This window comes from Dyella sp. EPa41, from assembly GCF_016586165.1.
Taxonomy (GTDB): Bacteria; Pseudomonadota; Gammaproteobacteria; order Xanthomonadales; family Rhodanobacteraceae; genus Dyella.
Genome location: NZ_BCPR01000025.1, coordinates 17318 through 35626 on the forward strand (window position 1 = coordinate 17318; position 18309 = coordinate 35626).

16 protein-coding genes are annotated in these 18309 nt (G+C 66.8%); 9 read left to right on the forward strand and 7 right to left on the reverse strand.

Translation table 11 applies throughout. From position 1 onward, the window contains the following. Positions 1 to 110 precede the first annotated feature (110 nt). Together ppk2 (JMF82_RS10070) and JMF82_RS10075 are read left to right on the forward strand one after the other, a co-directional pair. Positions 111 to 887 carry a polyphosphate kinase 2 gene (gene ppk2 / locus JMF82_RS10070; protein WP_201314389.1) on the forward strand — a complete coding sequence of 259 codons (777 nt, stop codon included), beginning with the start codon at positions 111 to 113 and terminating at the stop codon, positions 885 to 887. A 206-nt stretch (positions 888 to 1093) separates the two neighbouring features. Next, on the forward strand, positions 1094 to 3901 hold the full coding sequence (locus JMF82_RS10075) for an EAL domain-containing protein (RefSeq protein ID WP_201314390.1): 2808 nt from the start codon (positions 1094 to 1096) through the stop codon (positions 3899 to 3901). A gap of 13 nt (positions 3902 to 3914) precedes the next feature. Here the strand turns inward: JMF82_RS10075 and JMF82_RS10080 are convergent, their stop codons facing one another. Genes JMF82_RS10080 through JMF82_RS10090 form a run of 3 tightly spaced genes read right to left on the reverse strand, consistent with a single transcriptional unit; the run spans position 3915 to position 5937 of the window. Beyond that, positions 3915 to 4181 (reverse strand): acylphosphatase, encoded by a 267-nt coding sequence (locus JMF82_RS10080; RefSeq protein ID WP_201314391.1) that lies wholly within the window; start codon positions 4179 to 4181, stop codon positions 3915 to 3917. A gap of 2 nt (positions 4182 to 4183) precedes the next feature. Further along, positions 4184 to 4663 carry a TlpA disulfide reductase family protein gene (locus JMF82_RS10085; RefSeq protein WP_201314392.1) on the reverse strand — a complete coding sequence of 160 codons (480 nt, stop codon included), beginning with the start codon at positions 4661 to 4663 and terminating at the stop codon, positions 4184 to 4186. Continuing rightward, entirely contained in the window at positions 4660 to 5937 is a 1278-nt protein-coding gene (locus JMF82_RS10090; protein ID WP_201314393.1) for a YihY family inner membrane protein, read from the reverse strand. Before JMF82_RS10090 ends, JMF82_RS10085 begins: the two co-directional genes overlap by 4 nt. Positions 5938 to 6070: 133 nt before the next feature. Here JMF82_RS10090 and wrbA point away from each other — a divergent pair, with 133 nt between their 5' ends. Both wrbA and JMF82_RS10100 read left to right on the forward strand, forming a co-directional pair. Beyond that, the gene (wrbA, locus tag JMF82_RS10095) at positions 6071 to 6673 is read left to right on the forward strand and encodes an NAD(P)H:quinone oxidoreductase (RefSeq protein WP_201314394.1); all 603 of its coding nucleotides are present in this window, start codon (positions 6071 to 6073) and stop codon (positions 6671 to 6673) included. Beyond that, positions 6670 to 7017, forward strand: a complete 348-nt coding sequence (locus tag JMF82_RS10100) for a DUF2069 domain-containing protein (protein WP_201314395.1) — start codon at positions 6670 to 6672, stop codon at positions 7015 to 7017. Before wrbA ends, JMF82_RS10100 begins: the two co-directional genes overlap by 4 nt. Before the next feature lie 91 nt (positions 7018 to 7108). Here JMF82_RS10100 and JMF82_RS10105 read toward each other — a convergent pair whose 3' ends face one another. Continuing rightward, a complete protein-coding gene (locus tag JMF82_RS10105) occupies positions 7109 to 8593 on the reverse strand; it encodes a PLP-dependent aminotransferase family protein (protein WP_201314396.1) in 1485 nt (494 codons plus the stop codon). A 169-nt stretch (positions 8594 to 8762) separates the two neighbouring features. Here JMF82_RS10105 and JMF82_RS10110 point away from each other — a divergent pair, with 169 nt between their 5' ends. From JMF82_RS10110 to JMF82_RS10130, 5 genes are read left to right on the forward strand one after another with little or no spacing between them, the layout of a single operon-like run. Further along, positions 8763 to 9761 carry a transporter gene (locus JMF82_RS10110; protein WP_201314397.1) on the forward strand — a complete coding sequence of 333 codons (999 nt, stop codon included), beginning with the start codon at positions 8763 to 8765 and terminating at the stop codon, positions 9759 to 9761. Positions 9762 to 9773: 12 nt separating this feature from the next. Continuing rightward, complete coding sequence (locus tag JMF82_RS10115) at positions 9774 to 10532, forward strand: methyltransferase (protein ID WP_236585396.1); 759 nt, start codon at positions 9774 to 9776, stop codon at positions 10530 to 10532. 45 nt (positions 10533 to 10577) lie between these two features. After that, entirely contained in the window at positions 10578 to 11045 is a 468-nt protein-coding gene (locus JMF82_RS10120; protein WP_201314398.1) for a cupin domain-containing protein, read from the forward strand. Positions 11046 to 11105: 60 nt separating this feature from the next. Beyond that, a complete protein-coding gene (locus tag JMF82_RS10125) occupies positions 11106 to 12752 on the forward strand; it encodes an acyl-CoA dehydrogenase family protein (protein WP_201314399.1) in 1647 nt (548 codons plus the stop codon). 57 nt (positions 12753 to 12809) lie between these two features. Next, positions 12810 to 13301 carry an asparaginase domain-containing protein gene (locus JMF82_RS10130; RefSeq protein WP_201314400.1) on the forward strand — a complete coding sequence of 164 codons (492 nt, stop codon included), beginning with the start codon at positions 12810 to 12812 and terminating at the stop codon, positions 13299 to 13301. 75 nt (positions 13302 to 13376) lie between these two features. On the opposite strand, the gene JMF82_RS10135 is transcribed toward JMF82_RS10130, so the two are convergent. The 3 genes from JMF82_RS10135 to JMF82_RS10145 form a co-directional block, all read right to left on the reverse strand. Continuing rightward, positions 13377 to 16022: a protease pro-enzyme activation domain-containing protein gene (locus tag JMF82_RS10135; RefSeq protein WP_201314401.1), complete on the reverse strand. Its 2646-nt coding sequence runs from the start codon at positions 16020 to 16022 to the stop codon at positions 13377 to 13379. 759 nt (positions 16023 to 16781) lie between these two features. Continuing rightward, complete coding sequence (gene ppk2 / locus JMF82_RS10140; protein ID WP_201314402.1) at positions 16782 to 17912, reverse strand: polyphosphate kinase 2; 1131 nt, start codon at positions 17910 to 17912, stop codon at positions 16782 to 16784. A 69-nt stretch (positions 17913 to 17981) separates the two neighbouring features. Next, entirely contained in the window at positions 17982 to 18200 is a 219-nt protein-coding gene (locus JMF82_RS10145) for a YdcH family protein (RefSeq protein ID WP_201314403.1), read from the reverse strand. Positions 18201 to 18309 lie beyond the last annotated feature (109 nt).

Below are 18309 nucleotides of genomic sequence, written 5' to 3' on the forward strand. Positions count from 1 at the left end.
GTGACCGGCGCTTCCGCGTTCGCCGGCGAAGCAGCCGCGTGCGGCCTTCACCTGCCGCACGCGCGCTTCGCCGACAATGCGCCTTTCTTCCCTTCAAGGAGATCACCGCCATGGCCAAGAAGGACAAGGGCTATCGCCGCGCGATGGAGGAGCTGCAGCTAGAGCTGGCGGGGCTCAACCGCTGGTTGCGGCATGGCGGTCAGCGCCTGGTGGTGGTGTTCGAAGGACGCGATGCGGCCGGCAAGGGCGGCACCATCAAGGCCATCACCGAGTCGATGGATACGCGCGGCTACCGCATTGCCTCGCTGCCCAAGCCGAGCGAGACCGAAACCACGCAGTGGTATTTCCAGCGTTATGTGGAACACCTGCCCAGCGCGGGCGAACTCGTGCTGTTCGACCGCAGCTGGTACAACCGCGCCGTGGTGGAGCCGGCGATGGGCTTCTGCACCAAGGCGCAATACAAGTCCTTCATGGCGGCGGTACCGGCGTTCGAGAAACTGCTCACCGACGACGGCATCATCCTGCTCAAGTATTGGCTGGCGGTGGACCAGGAGCAGCAGGAGGAACGCTTTTCCGAACGCGCCAAGGATCCGCTCAAGCGCTGGAAGCTGTCGCGCAACGACATCGCCTCGCGCGGGAAGTACGAGGAAATCGGCCATCTGCGCGACGTGATGATCGAGCGGACGCATCGTCCGAACGCGCCGTGGTTCGTGGTCGACTACAACGACCAGAAACGCGGCCGCGTGAACCTGATCCGGCACCTGCTGGAGCAGATACCGCGCCACGACGTCGCCATTCCCGAACCCAAGCTGCCCAAGCTCAAGGGCAAGCCCAGGACCGAGCACGTCACCAGCAAGGCGCTGTGGGTGCCCGACACCATGGGCTAGGCACCGACCCGGCGCGGTTCGTCGAGGTCGATGAGGGCGGCGAGCGCCCTCTTCCTGGCGACAGGCGGATCGGTGGCTCTTGGACGTGCCGTCGGCGAGGCCTTGCGGCGGCTCGGTGAAGAACGGCCAGGCCCGGGCTCTAAAGGCGCCACGGACAACGCCGATAAGCGATGAAGGCCTGCATCCGGGGTCATGGGGGAGAACGTATGCCGGCAACGGGCCCGAGGGCCACGCTGGCCGGACGGGAGCGCGACGCGATCGTCGGTCCGTTCGTGCTGGTGATCGTGGTGATGATCCTGCTGTGCGTGGCGAGCCTGGACGTGCTGTCCGCGGCGCGCGCCTTCGTGGGCGGCGAAAGCCATTGGTCGAAGGCGCAGAAGGTCGCCGTTTCCGAACTGCAGCATTACCTCACCACGTTCTCCGAGCACGAGTACCAGGCCTTTCTCGACGCCATCGCGATACCGCAGGGCGATCGCCGGGCGCGCATCGAACTGAACCGGCCCTCGCCCGACATGTCGGTGGTGAATACCGAGTTCATGCGGGGCGGCATCGACCGGGACGACGTGCCGGGAATGGCCCGGCTGTATCGCCACGCGGGTGGCCTGCCCGACGTGCGCGACGCGGTGGGCGCCTGGGCCCAGGGTGATGAACTCATCATCGAGCTGACGCGGGTGGCCGAGGACATCCACCGGCAGGCGCTCGCCGGCGAGCGCGACCGCCAGTGGATAGAACAGTCGCGCGACCGCATCCGCGTGCTCGATGCACGCCTCACTCCGCTCGAGTACGCCTTTTCCGATGCGCTGGGCAAGGCATCGCGGGAGACCGCCATGCTGTTGCGCGTGGCGCTCTGCGCGATCGGCGCCTTGCTGGTGCTGGTGGCTGCGCGTCGCGTCCGTCGCCTGCTCGAAGAGCGCGCCCGCATGGTCGAGGAACTACGCGCCAGCGACGATCGCTACCGCCTGGCCGTCGCCGGGAGCAACGACGGCCTGTGGGATTGGGATCGCGGCAGTCGACAGGTCTATCTTTCGCCACGCCTGCGCCAGATGCTCGGCATGCCCGACGAACAGGGCCCGGCGCACGGGATGGACGTCTTCCGATGGCTGCATCCGCAGGACCGCGTGGTCGCCATGCGCGCCGTGGTGGCCCACGTGCGCCGCGGCCGTCCGCTGGACCTGCAGTTTCGCGTGCCGCGTCCCGACGGGCGCATTCGCTGGTATCACGCGCGCGGCGCGTCCACCCGCGCCGTCGGCGGCATGGCCGTGCGCACGGCCGGCTCCGTCACCGATATCACCGAACGCCGTGAAGCCGACGCCCTGCTGTTTGCCGCGAAGGAACGCGCGGAGGTGACGCTGCAGTCGATCGGCGACGCGGTGATCACCACGGATGCGCATGGCTGCATCGATTACCTCAACCCCAGCGCGGAGCGCCTGACCCGGTGGTCGATGGAACTGGCGCACGGGTTGCCGGTGGCATCCCTCTGCGGTTTCGTGAGCGAGGCCAATCGCCAGCCGATTCCCGATCCGGTGCGCCAGGTGCTGCAGCGACAGGCGGCCTGGGGCTCGCCCGACAAGCTGCTGCTGGCGCATGCCGACGGCTGGTCGGTGGCGGTGGACCTCACCGTCACGCCGATCCGCGATCGCCAGGGCGCCACCAGCGGCGTGGTGCTGGTGATGCGCGACGTCAGCAGCGAGCGCGAACACGCCGCGCAACTGAGTTACCAGGCCAGCCACGATCCACTCACCGGCCTGATCAATCGCCGCGAATTCGAACGGCGCCTTGCCCACGCCCGGCACGCCGCGCAGGCCAGCGGTTCGTCGTTCGCCGTGCTTTACGTGGACCTGGACCAGTTCAAGGTGGTCAACGACACCTGCAGCCATGCCGCCGGCGATGAACTGCTGCGCCAGGTGGCCACCCTGTTCGGCTCGGTGGTCCGCGCGTCGGACGCCGTTGCGCGGCTTGGCGGCGACGAGTTCGTGCTGTTGCTGGAAGAGTGCGACGAAGCCGAGGCACGGGTCGTGGCCGAGAGCCTGCGCACCGCGATCGGCGACCATCATTTCGCCTATCGGCAGCACAGCTTCGTGATCTCCGCCAGCATCGGCATGGTGAGCATGGACGCGGCCCGCTCCACCACCGAGGACATCCTCGGCGCCGCCGACGCCGCCTGTCATCTCGCCAAGGAAAAAGGCCGCAACCGCGTGCAGGCGTATCGCCTGGACAACGACGAAGTGGTCGTGCGGCAGTCGGAAATGTGCTGGGTCGCGCGGCTGCAGCGCGCCTTGTCCACCCATCGCTTCGTGCTCTACGCGCAGGACATCGTCGACCTGCGGCAGCCGCGGAAACGAAGGCACTTCGAGCTGCTGCTGCGCATGCGTGACGAGGACGGCACGTTGATCCCGCCACGCGCCTTCATTCCCGCCGCCGAGCGCTATGGCCTGATGCCGTCGATCGACCGCTGGGTGGTGCAGGCGGCGTTTACCGGCCTGCGCACGCTGGCGGCGCGTGATCCGGCCGCCGCGCCGCCGTTGTGCTCCATCAACCTGTCCGGCACGTCGTTGTGCGACGTGGATTTCACGGCCTACCTGCGCGAACAGTTCGCCCTGCTCGGCATCGCGCCTTCGACGATCTGCTTCGAGATCACCGAAACCGCGGCCATTTCCAGCCTCTCGCGCGCCATCGCCTTCATCGAGGACATGCGCGCGCTGGGTTGCCGCTTCTCGCTCGACGACTTCGGCGCCGGCATGTCCTCGTTCACCTACCTCAAGCACCTGCCGGTGGACTTCGTGAAGATCGAGGGAAGCTTCGTGAAGGACATGCTGCACGACCCGATCGACTACGCGATGGTGGAAGCGATCAACAAGCTGGGCCATGCCACCGGCAAGCTCACCATTGCCGAATGCGTGAGTTCGGGGCCCCTGCTGGAGGAAGTGCGGCGATTGGGCATCGATTTCGCGCAGGGTTTCGTCGTCGCCGCGCCGCGCCCGTTCATGCCCTCGGACAGCACCGCCGCCGCATGAGCGGCCGGCCGCTTCAGCGCGTGTGGAAGCTGTCGGCGACGGGCGCCTCGCAGTGCTCGCGCCGCACGTCGTCCACGCGCGCGCCGGAAGGTCCGCGCCACAGCCACGACTCCAGCGCGTCCAGCGCGGCATCCGTGCCGCTGGCGATTACTTCGACGCGGCCGTCGGGCAGGTTCTCCGCGTGGCCGCGCAACCCCAGCGCCAGTGCCTGTTCACGGGTGCTGGCGCGATAGAACACGCCCTGCACCCTGCCGCTGACGAGGAAGCGCGCGGCGGCCATGGCTATTTGCCCAGGCCGATGGCCTGGCCCAGCGACGCCTCCGTCACCGGGCCCACGAAGCGTTTGGCCACCTTGCCGTCCGGACCGATCAGCCACGTGGTGGGAAGCCCGCGCGGCTCGTCGAAGTCAGTGAGCGGCTTGTCCAACGTGACCTGCGCGACCGGATAACTCACCGGATGCTTGACCAGGAAGGCCTGGATATCGGCCTTCTCGCTGTCCTCGTAGGCGAGGCCGATGGCACTCACCTTGTCCTTGTGCGCGGCGGCGAAGCGGGAGATGTCGGGCATCTCCTTGATGCACGGCACGCACCAGGTGGCCCAGAAGTTGACGATCACCCACTTGCCGCGCTGGCTGGCCAGGTCGTAGGGCTTGCCGTCGAGCGTGGTGACCTTGAGCGCGGGCTGCTCGGGCATCGCGGCCTGCGCGCTGCCGGCAAACGCCAGCACCAGACCGAGCGCGGCCAGCGGTTTCAGCAATGTCATGGATGGTGATCCTCGGATGCATTCGTTGCCGGCGATACCGGCGGGTAAGCCACGTCGAGCCGCGTGCGCAGGCTGTCATCGAGCGATTGCGCCGCGCTGTCCAGCAGCGCCACCAGCTCGGGCGGCAGCTCCAGGCCGTATTCCTGCGCGTCCCTGGAGGGGCGCAGCGGGATGCGGTAGTCGCAATGAGCATACACGCGCAGCAAATCGGTGTTGTCGAGGCTGCGGCACAAGACCCAGCCGCCGCCTTCCACGCGGCGGATCACGGCGGCACGCTCCAGGTCGGCGAAATAATTCGCGATGACGCCGTAGCCCAGCTGCGGCGCCCGGCGGCGCACGCGATCGTGGTCAAGCTGCGCACCCTCGCGATGCGCGTCGATGAAGTGTCCCAGCACCAGCAGCAGGCCGAGCAAGGCCGCGTCTTCGGGCAGGCAGGTCCGGGGTGGCTCGTAGTCGAATGCGGAAAGCGAGGCTGCCACCGACGCGCACAGGATCACGATCACCCACGAGAGGTAGATCCACAGCAGGAAGATCGGGATCGCCGCCAACGCCGCGCCATACACCTGCTGGTAGGTGTGCGCGTGATGGATGAAACGCGCGAAACCCCAGCGCGCGATCTCGAACAGCACCGCGCCGAGCAAGGCGCCGATGGCGGCGTCCTTTGGTCGTACCTTGCGGTTGGGCACCACCAGGTAGATGAGCATGAGGGTGAGGAAGGTGACGATGAACGGCAGCATCGCCAACAGGCGTTGGCCCAGCCCCAGCGTGCCGGCAGCCTCGTTGAGGATAGGCAGCGCCGTCGCATACGAGGCCACCGCCAACCCGCCCACGACCAGCACCGGACCGAGCGTGAGCGCCGCCCAGTACAACAGCACGCGCGACACCCAGCTGCGCTGGCGCTGCACGCGCCAGATGCGGTTCATGCGGTCTTCGATGCTCACCATCATGGACACCGCGCTGAAGAACATCACCAGCACGCTGATGCCGGTGAGCTTGCTGGCGTTCTCCGCGAAGCCGTTGAGGTATTCCTGCACGCGCTCGCCGGCCGCGGGCACGAAGTTGCTGAAGACGAATTCGATCAATGTGCTGCGCGCGTCGGCGAACGCCGGAAACGCGGCGAAGATCGCCAGCGAGGCGACGATCAGCGGCACCAGCGACACCAGCGTGGTGTAGGACAGCGCACCGGCGGTCTCGAAGCATTTGTCGTCGATGAACCGCTGCCAGAGGAAGTGGCTGAAACTGCGGGTGCGATCGCGATCGAAACGCAAGGCCATGGGGGTTCCCTTCTAAGGCGCCATGCAACGGTGCCCGTCCTGGCATCCACCCGGGGTGGGCATGCGTGAACCGGCGGGCTACACGAGCGTCATCGGCCGGTACACTAACCGATCACAAGCCATCGCCCAAACCATGAGCCACGACATCCTGGTCCTTTACTACAGCCGCACCGGCCACACCGCGCAGCTCGCGCGCTTCATTGCGCGCGGCGTGGAAGAGATCCCCGGCATGCGCGCGCGGCTGCGCCAGGTGCCGCCGGTGGCCCCCGTCACCGAAGTCGCCCAACCGCCCGAGCCCGAAGAAGGCGCGCCCTATGTGACGCGCCAGGACCTGGCCGAATGCGTGGGCCTGGCCATGGGCAGCCCGACCCGCTTCGGCAACATGGCGGCGCCGCTGAAGTACTTCCTCGATTCCACCGGCGCCGAATGGGCCAGTGGCGCGCTCGCCGGCAAGCCTGCCGCGCTGTTCACCGCCACCAGCACCATGCATGGCGGCCAGGAATCCACCTTGCTGACCATGGCGTTGCCGCTGCTTCACCACGGCATGCTGATCGTCGGCCTGCCCTACACCGAACCCGCGCTTACGGCGACCTTGAGCGGCGGCACGCCGTACGGCGCCAGCCACGTGGCGGGGCCGACGGGCGACAACAGCATCACCGAGCATGAACGCGAACTCGCCCGCGCGCTGGGCCGGCGCCTCGCCGATGTCGCGCGCCGCCTGGTCGCCGCCGCATGAGCACGCCCATCGCGCCCACCTATCGCCTCGGCCTCGCCGCCTGGGGCGCGCTGGTGCTGCTGCAGCTCGCATGGCACGGATGGCTGTTTCCCGCGCAGCACATGCCCATGGCACTGGTGCTCGCCATCACCGTGATTCCGTTGCTGCTGCCTCTGTTCGCGTGGCGCGACATGCGTCGGGCCCTGCTGTGGGTCGGCATCCTCAGCCTGTTCTATTTCAGCCATGGGATCAGCGAGGCGTGGAGCGCGCCGGGCGAGCGCTGGCTGGGCTGGATCGAGATCGTGCTCACCGTGACGCTGATCGGCACGCTCGGTGCCGGCGTGAAGCGCAAGCGGTCCGCGTAAACGAGCCCTCTTCCTGCAGGAGCGCACCCAGTGCGCGACCGCAGCGTTGGGCGTTGCCGCTTCGCAGGTTTTTCGCGCACTGGGTGCGCTCCTACAGGGAGAACGCCTGGCACTTGCCGAGCCGGCGCACGCCCTCGTCGATCTGCGCCGGCGATACGCCGCCATAGCCGAGGATCAGGCCGGCACGCCCGGGCGATTCCAGATAGCACGGCGAGAGCGGACGCACCGATACACCGTGCAGGGCCGCCTCGCGCGACAGCGCCACGTCGTCGGTGCCCTCGGGCAGCAAGCCCACCAGCTGCATGCCGGCGTCGGCGCCGATGATGCGCAACCTGCCGCCCAGCCATCGCTCGATGGACCGGATCAAGGCCATGCGCCGCTCACGGTAGAGCGCGCGCATCGCGCGGATGTGCCGGGCGAAATGTCCTTCGCGGATGAAATCCGCCATGGCGAGCTGGAACAGCGTGGAGGAGAACGTGTCGATCGCATCGCGCCCCGCATGGAACGCGGGCACGAGATCCCTCGGCACCACCATGTAACCCAGGCGCAGCGCCGGATACATCACCTTGCTGAAGGTGCCCACGTAGACGACGCGTCCGGCGGTATCCAGGCCTTGCAGCGACGCCACCGGCTTGCCGCCGAAGCGGTACTCGCTGTCGTAGTCGTCCTCGATGATCCAGGCATCGTCGCGCTCGGCCCAGGCCAGCAGTTGCATGCGCCGCGCGGCGCTCATGGTGGTGCCCAGCGGAAACTGGTGCGACGGCGAGATGTAGGCCGCGCGCGCGCCGCGCGCACGGCGTAGGCCGGCTTCCACGTCGATGCCGTCGCCATCCACCGGCACGGGCACCATCGGCACGCCGGCGGTGCGAAACGCCTGGTGCGCGCCGGGATAGCCCGGATCCTCCATCCACACGCGATCGCCGGCATCCAGCAGCACGTGCGCGCAGATCTGCAGCGCCTGCTGCGAACCCGTGGTGATCAACACCTGCGAGGCATCGCAGCGCACCGAACGCGACATGCCCAGGTAGCTCGCCACCGCTTCGCGCAACGGCCAGTGTCCCGCGGGATCGCCGTAACTCATCGCCTCCACGCTCAAGGTCCGCGCGTGGCGATTCACCAGGCGCGCCCATACCGGCGTGGGAAAACGGTCCAACGCCGGCATGCCCACGCGGAACGCACCCAGGCTGTCGAGCCAGGTCTGCTCGGGTGACGCCAACTGCCCGCTGCGGCGGGAGATGCGCCGCGAAGCGGGCGGCGGGTTGGCTTCATCAAGGGACCGCTGGCGTTTCGCCGCCGGCGCCATGCTGGGTATCGCCCTCGCCACGCGCGTGCCCGAACCGGTGAAGGTTTCCAGGTACCCCTCGGCCAGCAACTGGTCGTACGCACTGAGCACCGGGATGCGCGAGATGCTCAGTTCGCCGGCGAGATGACGGGTGGAGGGCACGGGTTGCCCGGGCCGCAGGTGACCATCGAGGATGGCGCGGCGAAACCAGTCCGACAGCTGCTGGTACATCGGCGTATCCGACGCCGGGTCCACCGCGACCGGTGGCAGGAAGCTCGTGCTCGCACGGGTCATCGCAATCTCCGGATGGCACCGGGCATGCCCGGCGTCGTCTCCTTGCGGGCCGCCTCCAGACGACACCGCCATGGGCCTCAAGTGGTCATATCAAATCTTAGCAAAGTGGATATTTCAGACGACCGCCCAGAGACATAGCTTGGCGCCCGTCCCGCCCATGGAAGTGCTCGTGAAGGCCCATCAACCGGTCGTCCCCACCCTGTCCCGCCTGGCCCTCTTCGCGCTGGCCTGCCTGCTGGAACTGCTTTCGTCGCCCGCTGGCGCGCTCCCCGCCGCGGACGACGTCTACTGGCAATCGCGCGAAGACGCCTGGTGGACGGGCCCCATGATGGCGAACTCGCCGGAGACGGGCGCGCCCGGGCACTTCCTTGCCGAGCCCTACCTCTACGACGTGCGCACCCCGCATGCCAACAGCTACGGTTCGCGCACCTATCTGGTCTACGGCCTCGCCAACAACTTCAGCGTCGGCGTGATCCCGGTGTTCGGTTACAACCGGGTCGATGGCGGACCCCACAGCAGCGGCGTGGGTCTGGGCGATTTCGTACTGCAGGCGCAGTATCAGTTCACCCATTTCCATGACGACAGCTGGGTGCCGAGCACCGCCATCATGCTGCAGGAAACGCTCCCCACCGGTAAGTACGACCGACTGGGCAACCGCCCCGCCGACGGCATGGGCAGCGGCGTGTACACCACGACGCTGGGCTTCAACGCGCAAACCTACCTGTGGATGCCGAACGGACGCATCCTGCGCCTGCGCCTGAACCTCACGGCGTCCTACTCTGGCGGTACCGACGTGCACGGCACGAGCGTGTACGGCACCAGCGACAGCTTTCGTGGCCATGCCCGGCCCGGCAACAGCTACGGCATCGACCTGGCGGCGGAATACAGCCTCACGCAACGCTGGGTGCTCGCGCTGGATGCGCTCTACAACCACAACGGCAACACGCGCGTCACCGGCGAAGACGTCGTCGATCCGTTCGGCGGCCCACCGCTGCCACGCGACCTGCACATGAACTCCGGTACGAGTGACTACTGGGGCGTGGCGCCGGCCATCGAATACAACTGGACGCCGAACATCGGCGTGTTGCTGGGTACCCGGGTGATCTTCGGCGGCCATCACACGCCGTCCTCGATCACGCCGGCGATCGCGCTCAACTACGTCCACTAGAGGAGTGTCGCCATGAGTCGTCCGTCGCGCATGACCCTGCTTGCTTGCTGTTCGTTCTTCGCCGTCGCCGCGGCGGCCGCGGTGGCATTGCCTTCGCGCATCGGCCTGGCGATCGCCGATCCTGGACGCCCCGCCGAAGACCGCGCGCTCGACGACAGCCGGCACGTGGCGGCAGTGCTCGCCTTCGCCGATATCCGCCCTGGCGACAAGGTGGTGGACCTGATGCCGGGCAAGGGCTACTACACGCGCCTCTTCAGCAAGCTGGCCGGGCCGGACGGCAAGGTCTACGCGCTGCAGCCGGCGGAGATGGACAAGGCGGCGCCCAAGGGCCTGCAGAGTCTGCGCAGCTTCGCGGGCACGCCCGCTTACGCCAACGTCGTGGTGCTGGTGCAGCCGGTGTCGGCGATGAGCCTGCCCGAGAAGGTCGACGTGATCTGGACCTCGCAGAACTATCACGACCTGCACGACCCGTTCATGGGCCCGCCGGACATCGCCAAGGTCGACGCCGCGCTGTTCAATGCCCTCAAGCCCCACGGCACCCTGATCGTGCTGGACCATGCGGCCGCTGCCGGCACGGGCGCCAGCCATACCGACGACCTGCATCGCATCGACCCCGCGACCGTCAAGGCGGAACTCACCGCCGCCGGTTTCCACTACGAAGGCGAAAGCAACGCGCTGCGCAACCCTGCCGACACGCACGCGCTGGGCATCCGCGATCCGTCCATCCGCAGCCATACCGATCGCTTCATCCTGAAGTTCACCAAGCCCTGACATCGTCGCGATAGGCTTGGGTTTCCCCAGCCCAGGACCATCGCGATGACCGCACCCCGCGAGCTGCTCAAGGCCGACGACATCGAGGCCATGCCCGCCACGCTCAGCATCCATCCGCTCAATCCGAACGGGGTGCGGCATCGCAAGTCGCTGGGCGATGCCACGGGGCTCACGCGGATCGGCGTGCATCGCATCGAGCTGCAGCCGGGCCACGATTCCAGCGAATACCACCGGCACCTGTACGAGGAAGAATGCGTCTACGTGCTGTCGGGGCGCGGCACCGCGCTCATCGACGACCAGCCGCACGCCGTCGGCGCCGGTGATTTCCTCGGCTTCGCCGGCAACGGGCCGGCGCACGTGCTTACCAACAGCGGCGACGAACCGCTCGTGTTGCTGGTGATGGGCCAACGACTGGCGCAGGATGTGTGCGATTACCCGCATCGGCAGCTGCGCCTGTACGTCCATGGCGACCAGGCAGACCTGGTCGATCTTGGGGCGATCCGGCCAGGCTGAGCCCGCGCATCGCCGGCATCGTGCCTATACTCGCAGCGACCGATCCGCCGGGGGCCGACCATGGGATTCGTGCAAGATCCGCCGCAGCTCGCGCATCCGTACCGCGAAGACCGCCTGCTGCACGCCATGCTGGAACGCGCCCTGCCGCCCGCGCGGCGCGCCGCGCTGGACCCTGACCTGCAGGCACTCGGCGACTACGCGCAGATGGCCTGGCAGCGCGCCTGCCGTACCACGCGACGCAAGCCAGTGCTCACGCAGTGGGATGCCTGGGGCAACCGCGTCGACCGCATCGAATTGACCGAGGCCTGGCAGGAAGGCCCGCACGTCACCACGCGGCACGCGGTGCTTGCCGCCGGCCATGAACCGAGCGAACACGCGCGCCTGGAGGAATTCGCCCGCGTCTATCTCTATCACCTGGCCAGCGAGTTCTACAGCTGCCCGCTGGCGATGACGGACGGCGCCGCCACCGCATTGAAGGCCTCGGGCAACCAGGCGTTGATCGATCGCGCGCTGCCGCACCTGTTGAGCCGCGACGCCTCCACCTTCTGGCTCAGTGGCCAGTGGATGACCGAGAACCACGGGGGTTCCGATGTCGGCAACACCGAAACCGTGGCGCGCCAGGATGCCTCCGGCCAGTGGCGCCTGTATGGACGCAAGTGGTTCAGTTCGGCCGTGGTGGGCGAAGTCGCACTCGGCCTCGCGCGTCCGGAAGGCGCGGACCAGGGCGCGTCTGCGCTCGCGCTGTTCTACGTGGAAACCATGGATGGTGCGCGCCGCAAGCCGGAGCTGACCATCGACCGGCTCAAGGACAAGCTCGGCACGCACGAGCTGCCCACCGCGGAAATCCATCTCGACGGCCTGCCGGCATGGCCACTGGGCGAACTCGCCCACGGCGTGCGGCAGGTGGCGCCGATGCTCAACATCACGCGCACCTGGAACGCCGTATGCGCAACGGCGAGCATGGCCCGCGCACTGTCGCTGGCCCGCGACTACGCCACCCGCCGCCAGGCTTTCGGCAAACCGCTGATCGCGCAACCGCTGCACGCGCAGACGCTGGCGGACATGCAGGCCGAATTCGAGGCCGCGTTCGCCCTCACCTTCGAGGTGGCGCACCTGCTCGGCCGCGTCGAGCACCGCACGGCGCAACCGCATGAAGCGACCCTGCTGCGCCTGCTCACGCCGCTGGCCAAGCTGTGGACCGGCAAGATGGCGGTGAAGCTGTGTTCCGAAGCATTGGAATGCTTCGGCGGCGCCGGCTACATCGAGGACACCGGGCTGCCGCAGTTGTTGCGCGATGCGCAGGTCTACGCGATCTGGGAAGGCACCACCAACGTGTTGTCGCTGGACAGCCTGCGTGCGCTGGCCGGCGACAACCTCGGCGCGCTGCGCACGGCGATCGAAGGCTGGCTGGCCGACAGCATCAACGCCCACGCGCGGCAGGCGATCCACGCGGCGCTGGATGCCGCCACCGCCCACCTGGACCAACACGCCAAGCAGCGCGATGCGCTGGAAGCGAGCGCGCGCGGCCTGGCATTCACCCTGGCGCGTTGCGCCGCAGCGGCCCTGCTGGCCCGGCACGACACCTGGGCGGCGCCTCACGGTGGCGCCCGCAGCGGTGCGGCCCTGCGGCGCTTCGTGGCGCACGGGCTGTCGCGGCTGGGCGCCACGGATGCCACCGATACCGCCCTGCTGCTTGGCCCCCACTGAGCAGGAAAGGCCGGCACCCGCTAAAATGGCCGCTTCCCCACCTTGCGGTTCCCGACCATGCAGCATCTGACCATCGTCACCACCGGCGGCACCATCGACAAGATCTACTTCGACGACAAGTCGGACTACAAGATCGGCGCGCCGCAGATCGGCGAGATCCTCGGTCAGCTCGGCGTGGCCTTCCAGTTCGACGTGATCCCGATCCTGCGCAAGGACAGCCTGCACATCACCGACGAGGATCGCGCGCTGGTGCGTTCCACCATCGAGGCGCAGCCGCATCGCCATGTGCTGGTCACGCACGGCACCGACACCATGGTCGAGACGGCGCGCGAGCTCGCCCAGATCAAGGGCAAGGTGATCGTGCTCACCGGGGCGCTCAATCCGGCGCGTTTCCAGGGCTCCGATGCCGTGTTCAACATCGGCTGCGCGGTCGCCGCCGTGCAGACGCTGCCCGATGGCGTCTACATCACCATGAACGGCCGCGTGTGGGATCCGTCCAAGGTGCGCAAGAACCGTGAGGCGAACCGCTTCGAGGAATCGGCCGGCTGAGCCTGCGCGACCCGTTTGCACGAGAAGGCCCGGTCATCGCTGACCGGGCCTTTTTTTGCATCGAACGCTCGCGGATTACTGGGCGATCAGGCTTGCGTCATCCAGCACGAACGAGGTCTGCAGCGACGAATCTTCCGTGCCGGTGAACTTGATCGTCACCGTCTGGCCGATATAGGCACTGAGGTCAAACGTGTGCTGGCCATAGCCCGACGCCGCGTTGAGGTTCGAATAGGTCGCCAGCGTCTTCAGCAACGTGCCGCTGCTGTTGAGCACCTGCACCGTCAGCTTGTCGTACGCCGTGGTCGTGGTGGTCTCCGCCGTGTCGACGTGCAGGTAGAACGACAGCGTCGCGGTGGTCTTGCCACTGGGAATGGTCACCTTCTGCGACACCGTATCGGTGTGCGACTGCCCGTAACCGTCAAGCCAAGCGAACCACGTACCACCGTGCGCCGTCTCGCCGCTGCAGGTGCTGTTGCTGCACAGCACGCTGGTGCTCATCGACCATGGACTCGCCGTGCCGGTCTCGAAGCCGGGATTGCCCAGCAGTTGCGAAGGCGCGCTGGAAGTCACCGTCACCGACGACGTCTTGCTCGAGGTCTTGCCGCTCGCGCTGTCCGTCACCGTCTCGGTGACGTTGTACGTGCCGGCCGCGGCGTAGGTATGACTGGGGCTGGTGGCCGAGGACGTGCCGCCATCCCCGAAGGTCCATGCGTGCGAGGAGATCGTGCCGCCGCTGTCGGTGGAGCTGTCGGTGAAGGTCGCCGTGAGCCCGCTGGTGACGAAGCTGAAGTTCGCCGTCGGCGTGCCGCCGGTCGAACCGCCACCGCCCCAGTACTGGGTCACGTAGCTGTTGAACTTGGCGATGTCCAGGCTGCCCCAGCCGGTGGTGTTGTCGAAGCCCGCCTTGGCCGTATAACCGTAGCCGTTGTAGCCATTGTTGCCCGAGGTGACGTCATGCAGCGGCGTCGCATCGGAGGGGAAATGCGCATACATGTTCTGCGTCGGCAGGCCCAGCGTGTTGCCGTTGGCCGAGAGAATGCGCGCCCAGATGCCCACGAAGATCGGCGAAGCCAGGCTGGTGCCGCCGATCTGATAGGTCTGGCCCTGGATGATGATGTTCGCGCCGGTGGACTGCGCCGCATCGAACGCGAGATCTGGCACCTGGCGCTTGGTCACCGAGGAACCCAATGCCGTGGTCTGCCAGCTGGGTGCGGTTTCATACAGGCTCACGCCGCCACCCGTGGCCCACAGCCGCTTGTTGTTGTCGCCATTGCTCGGGTCAACGGCGGCCAGGCCTTCGTTCCACACGGTTTCGCCGGTCCAGGTGGTGCCGCTGGTGCTCAGCGTGGTACCGCCCACGGCGACCACGTTCGGCGACGTCGCCGGCTCGCTCACCGAGTAGTGGCTGAGCGAGATCTCCACCGTACCGGCGGAGTTGGTGACGTAGCCCGGCGCGCCTTCGGTCGGATCATTCGACCACTGGTAGACGCCCGCGTCGCCCGACGCGATCGAGAAGGTCTGGCCCTGCGCCACGGCCTGGGCAAAGATCTTGTCGTCGGCCGCCTGCGTACCGGAGCTGTTGGCGGCGGATTCGTCCTCGCCCAGCGACACGTTGATCACCTTCGCCACGTTGTCGGTGACGGCGCGGTTGTACGACGCCGTGATGGCCGCGTCGGTAAGGCAGCTGTCGTTCGAGCAGTTCGGCGCGGAATAGAAGATCAGCTTGCCCACGCCACCGGAGGTGCCAACGATGGTCTGGCTGTCCAGGTTCCACTCGCCATCGCCATTGGGATCGTCCGCGTAGGTGTTGCTGCCCGTCTTCACCACCTGCGTGTTCACCGTGCCCATGCCCGCATTGCTGGTGAAGGTGCCGAGGTCGGTGATGGTCTGGGTCATGTCGCCCCAGGTGATGATGCCCACCGTGGTGGCGGATGCCGTGGGCGTGCCACCCGCGTCATAGATCGCCGGGAAATCGGTCGGGCTGTGCGACACCTGGCTGGCTGTCGCCTGCACGCCCACGTGATTGGCGCCGGCATGCGGCTGCACCGGGCCGAGGATGCGGTGCATGGTGTGCGGCACGTTGACGTTCTGCAGGCCGAGCACCGCATCGACGATGCCACCGAGCGCCTGCGGCACCTGCACGTCGGCATCGTTGGCGATGCGCTGCTTGCCGCCATAGGCGAACGTGCGCATGGTGGTGCGGAACGCGGCGTTCACCGTGTTGGCATTGCCGTCCGCCGACACCAGCAGGTTGTTGGAGGCCACCTGCACGTTGGTAAAGCCGGACTGGCGCAGGTGCGCGGCGACCTTCGCGGCATCCGCGTCCGTCGGCGCGTAGCGTGCCTTGAACTGCGCAGGCGTCAGGAAATGATGGTACTGCGAGCTTGCCGGATCATTGACCGCATGCAGGAACGCCTCCAGCTCATCCACGTTGCGCAGGTTCAAACTGACCTCCACATGCATGGGCTTGCTGGCTTCCAGCGGCGCCACCGTGGCGGCATCCACGGTGGGTGCGCCATGCAGGCTCAACGTCCACGCCGCTTGTGTCGTCGCCGCCGTGGCTGGCGCCACGCTGCGCGTCATCGCGGCATGGGTGCGCGTGCCCACCCACGCGTCGACGCCCGCCGCGTGCGCGGCGCCTCCGGCCATCGCGAACGATACGGCCAGCGGCAGCAGCGCCTTTCGTACTGCCTTTCCCCGCAAATCGATACGAACAGTCATTCTTGTCTCCTTGACATTTTTTGAGGACAAAACCGTCCCGTGCCGCGCGTTATGGCGCCGCATGGACCTTGGTTGCCGCGGTGGACGCGGCCTCAGCTCTGGTGACTGTCTTGCGATCCGATAGGCGCCAGTACTCGCCTTCCCCCTGCCATCCCTGGAACGTTGTGTGCTGGCGCAGACTCGCTAAACGACGCTCACGCGATCGAATGCCGGTGTTGGCGTCGCCAATGGACCATCCGTCAACCCTCCCGTCGTCGGATCAATTGACGCTAATCAAGAAAATGCGGAGCGTCAACGCTGGCGAAGGGTTTTCGCGACAGGCACCCAAACAAGCAAATTGATGCGGATTTTCCAGTTTGAAACGCCATATTTTGCGTTTCTTGCGACAGGCTTTCGGATGCGCTCACGCGCGCGCAAAAGCTTCGATTCAAGGACTTGCGCGAGCAGCCCGGACGGGCACGTTCGTATCAGCAGAATCGGAGAATGGCGACCTGCTTCATTTCACTCGATCTCAATTTTTTCGCGCAACGCGACACGGCAACGGCGCCATGCCACCACGTGGCGCGAAAGAAGTTGCGCGCATTTGGCGACCTGGATCACATCGGCATTTGACATAGATAAATCGATATTAAATTTCGCTGTCGCTCCTTCGCGGGTTTCGTGGCTCGCGAGATGAGCGCTTCATCATTCCGTGTGCCTCACGCACAAAAAGGGGCGCGATGGTTCACCGCGCCCTTCGTGTCGCAAAAAGAAAACCGATCAGCCGAACAACGCGCGCCCCACGATCAGCGGATCGGCCAAGCCAACCACCTGGCCATTGCGATTGGCGTACGGCAGCCGATTGAGGACGTAGCGCATGGCGTTGAGGCGTGCGCGCTTCTTGCAGTCGGAGCGGATGACGATCCACGGCGAGTCCGCCGTGTCGGTGTGCGCGAACATCGCCTCCTTGGCCCACGTATAGGCCTCCCACTTGTCGAGCGAGGCAAGATCCACGGGGCTGAGCTTCCATTGCTTCAGCGGGTGCAACTTCCGTTCGCCGAAGCGGCGCCGCTGTTCTTCCTGGCTCACCGAGAACCAGAACTTGAAAAGGTGGATGCCACTGTTCACCAGGTGCCGCTCGAACTCCGGCACCTGCCGCATGAAGTCCTCGTACTCTTTCTGCGTGCAGAAACCCATCACGTGCTCGACGCCTGCCCGGTTGTACCAGCTGCGGTCGAACAGCACGATCTCGCCGGACGTCGGCAGGTGCTGGATGTAGCGCTGGAAATACCACTGGCCCCGCTCGGCCTCGGTGGGCTTCTCCAGCGCGACCACGCGCGCGCCGCGCGGATTGAGGTGTTCCATGAAGCGCTTGATGGCGCCGCCCTTGCCCGCCGCGTCGCGCCCCTCGAACAGGATCACCACGCGCTGGCCGGTCTCGCGCACCCATGCCTGCAGCTTCAGCAGTTCGACCTGCAGCCGGTATTTCTGCTTCTCGTAATTGCGGCGCGACATCTTCTGCCGATACGGATACTCGCCCTTGCGCCATCCCGGCGAGAGTTCCTCGTCCGGATGGCGACTGCCGCCATGCCGAAGGTTCGGGTCGCCCTCCAGCACCAGGGTGCGAAAGCGCGTGGCATCGTCGGGCGACAGGCCATCGAGGATGGTCCTCACGCTGTCGAGCAAGGTATCCGCGTCGTGCGTGGCCGCCTGCACCAGTATGTCCTGCGTGCTGTCGGCCATCTCGGCCTGCGCCGACGCGATGGCGTCGTCGACGCGGCGGCGCTCGGCGGCCTGGCTGCCGCGTGCCGGCGCTGTAGCGATATCGATGGACGCCGCATCGTCTGCTACGACGCCGGCATCCGTCATGTTGTCCGTTTCGGACACGTGCGGAAGCATGGTTGACGACATCTCGTCACCCCGAATGTTTGGTTGAGGGAAGGCGCCGCGCATGCGGCGTGCGCAGGACAGATGCTGCGCTCAGGCCGCCGATGCGCGACGCAGGATGACGTACAGCTGGTCCTTGAGCAGCAGCTTTTCCTTCTTCAGCTGCTCGATGGCCAGCGCGCCGGCGGGCGCGATGCCCATTTCCATGTTCTTGATTTCCTGGTCCAGCTCGTTGTGGCGATGGAACAGGCGAGAGAAGTGAGGATCACGGCCCTTCAGCTCGGTGATCAGATCGCGGAACTCAGGAAACATGTGCTCTCCATGACTTGGGTCAGACTGCGTAGCAGTCTGCCGTCGATGGAAGCCGAGGGTGTTGATGTGAGGCAGGTACGTGCGGCGCGCTTGCCGCGCTCAGGCAGCC

Excerpts from the sequence above, each read along its gene's own strand:
- ppk2 (WP_201314389.1), top strand. The coding sequence starts at position 111 with ATGGCCAAGAAGGACAAGGGCTATCGCCGCGCGATGGAGGAGCTGCAG.
- JMF82_RS10075 (WP_201314390.1), top strand. The coding sequence starts at position 1,094 with ATGCCGGCAACGGGCCCGAGGGCCACGCTGGCCGGACGGGAGCGCGAC.
- JMF82_RS10080 (WP_201314391.1), bottom strand. The coding sequence starts at position 4,181 with ATGGCCGCCGCGCGCTTCCTCGTCAGCGGCAGGGTGCAGGGCGTGTTC.
- JMF82_RS10085 (WP_201314392.1), bottom strand. The coding sequence starts at position 4,663 with ATGACATTGCTGAAACCGCTGGCCGCGCTCGGTCTGGTGCTGGCGTTT.
- JMF82_RS10090 (WP_201314393.1), bottom strand. The coding sequence starts at position 5,937 with ATGGCCTTGCGTTTCGATCGCGATCGCACCCGCAGTTTCAGCCACTTC.
- wrbA (WP_201314394.1), top strand. The coding sequence starts at position 6,071 with ATGAGCCACGACATCCTGGTCCTTTACTACAGCCGCACCGGCCACACC.
- JMF82_RS10100 (WP_201314395.1), top strand. The coding sequence starts at position 6,670 with ATGAGCACGCCCATCGCGCCCACCTATCGCCTCGGCCTCGCCGCCTGG.
- JMF82_RS10105 (WP_201314396.1), bottom strand. The coding sequence starts at position 8,593 with ATGACCCGTGCGAGCACGAGCTTCCTGCCACCGGTCGCGGTGGACCCG.
- JMF82_RS10115 (WP_236585396.1), top strand. The coding sequence starts at position 9,774 with ATGAGTCGTCCGTCGCGCATGACCCTGCTTGCTTGCTGTTCGTTCTTC.
- JMF82_RS10120 (WP_201314398.1), top strand. The coding sequence starts at position 10,578 with ATGACCGCACCCCGCGAGCTGCTCAAGGCCGACGACATCGAGGCCATG.
- JMF82_RS10125 (WP_201314399.1), top strand. The coding sequence starts at position 11,106 with ATGGGATTCGTGCAAGATCCGCCGCAGCTCGCGCATCCGTACCGCGAA.
- JMF82_RS10130 (WP_201314400.1), top strand. The coding sequence starts at position 12,810 with ATGCAGCATCTGACCATCGTCACCACCGGCGGCACCATCGACAAGATC.
- JMF82_RS10135 (WP_201314401.1), bottom strand. The coding sequence starts at position 16,022 with ATGACTGTTCGTATCGATTTGCGGGGAAAGGCAGTACGAAAGGCGCTG.
- ppk2 (WP_201314402.1), bottom strand. The coding sequence starts at position 17,912 with ATGTCGTCAACCATGCTTCCGCACGTGTCCGAAACGGACAACATGACG.
- JMF82_RS10145 (WP_201314403.1), bottom strand. The coding sequence starts at position 18,200 with ATGTTTCCTGAGTTCCGCGATCTGATCACCGAGCTGAAGGGCCGTGAT.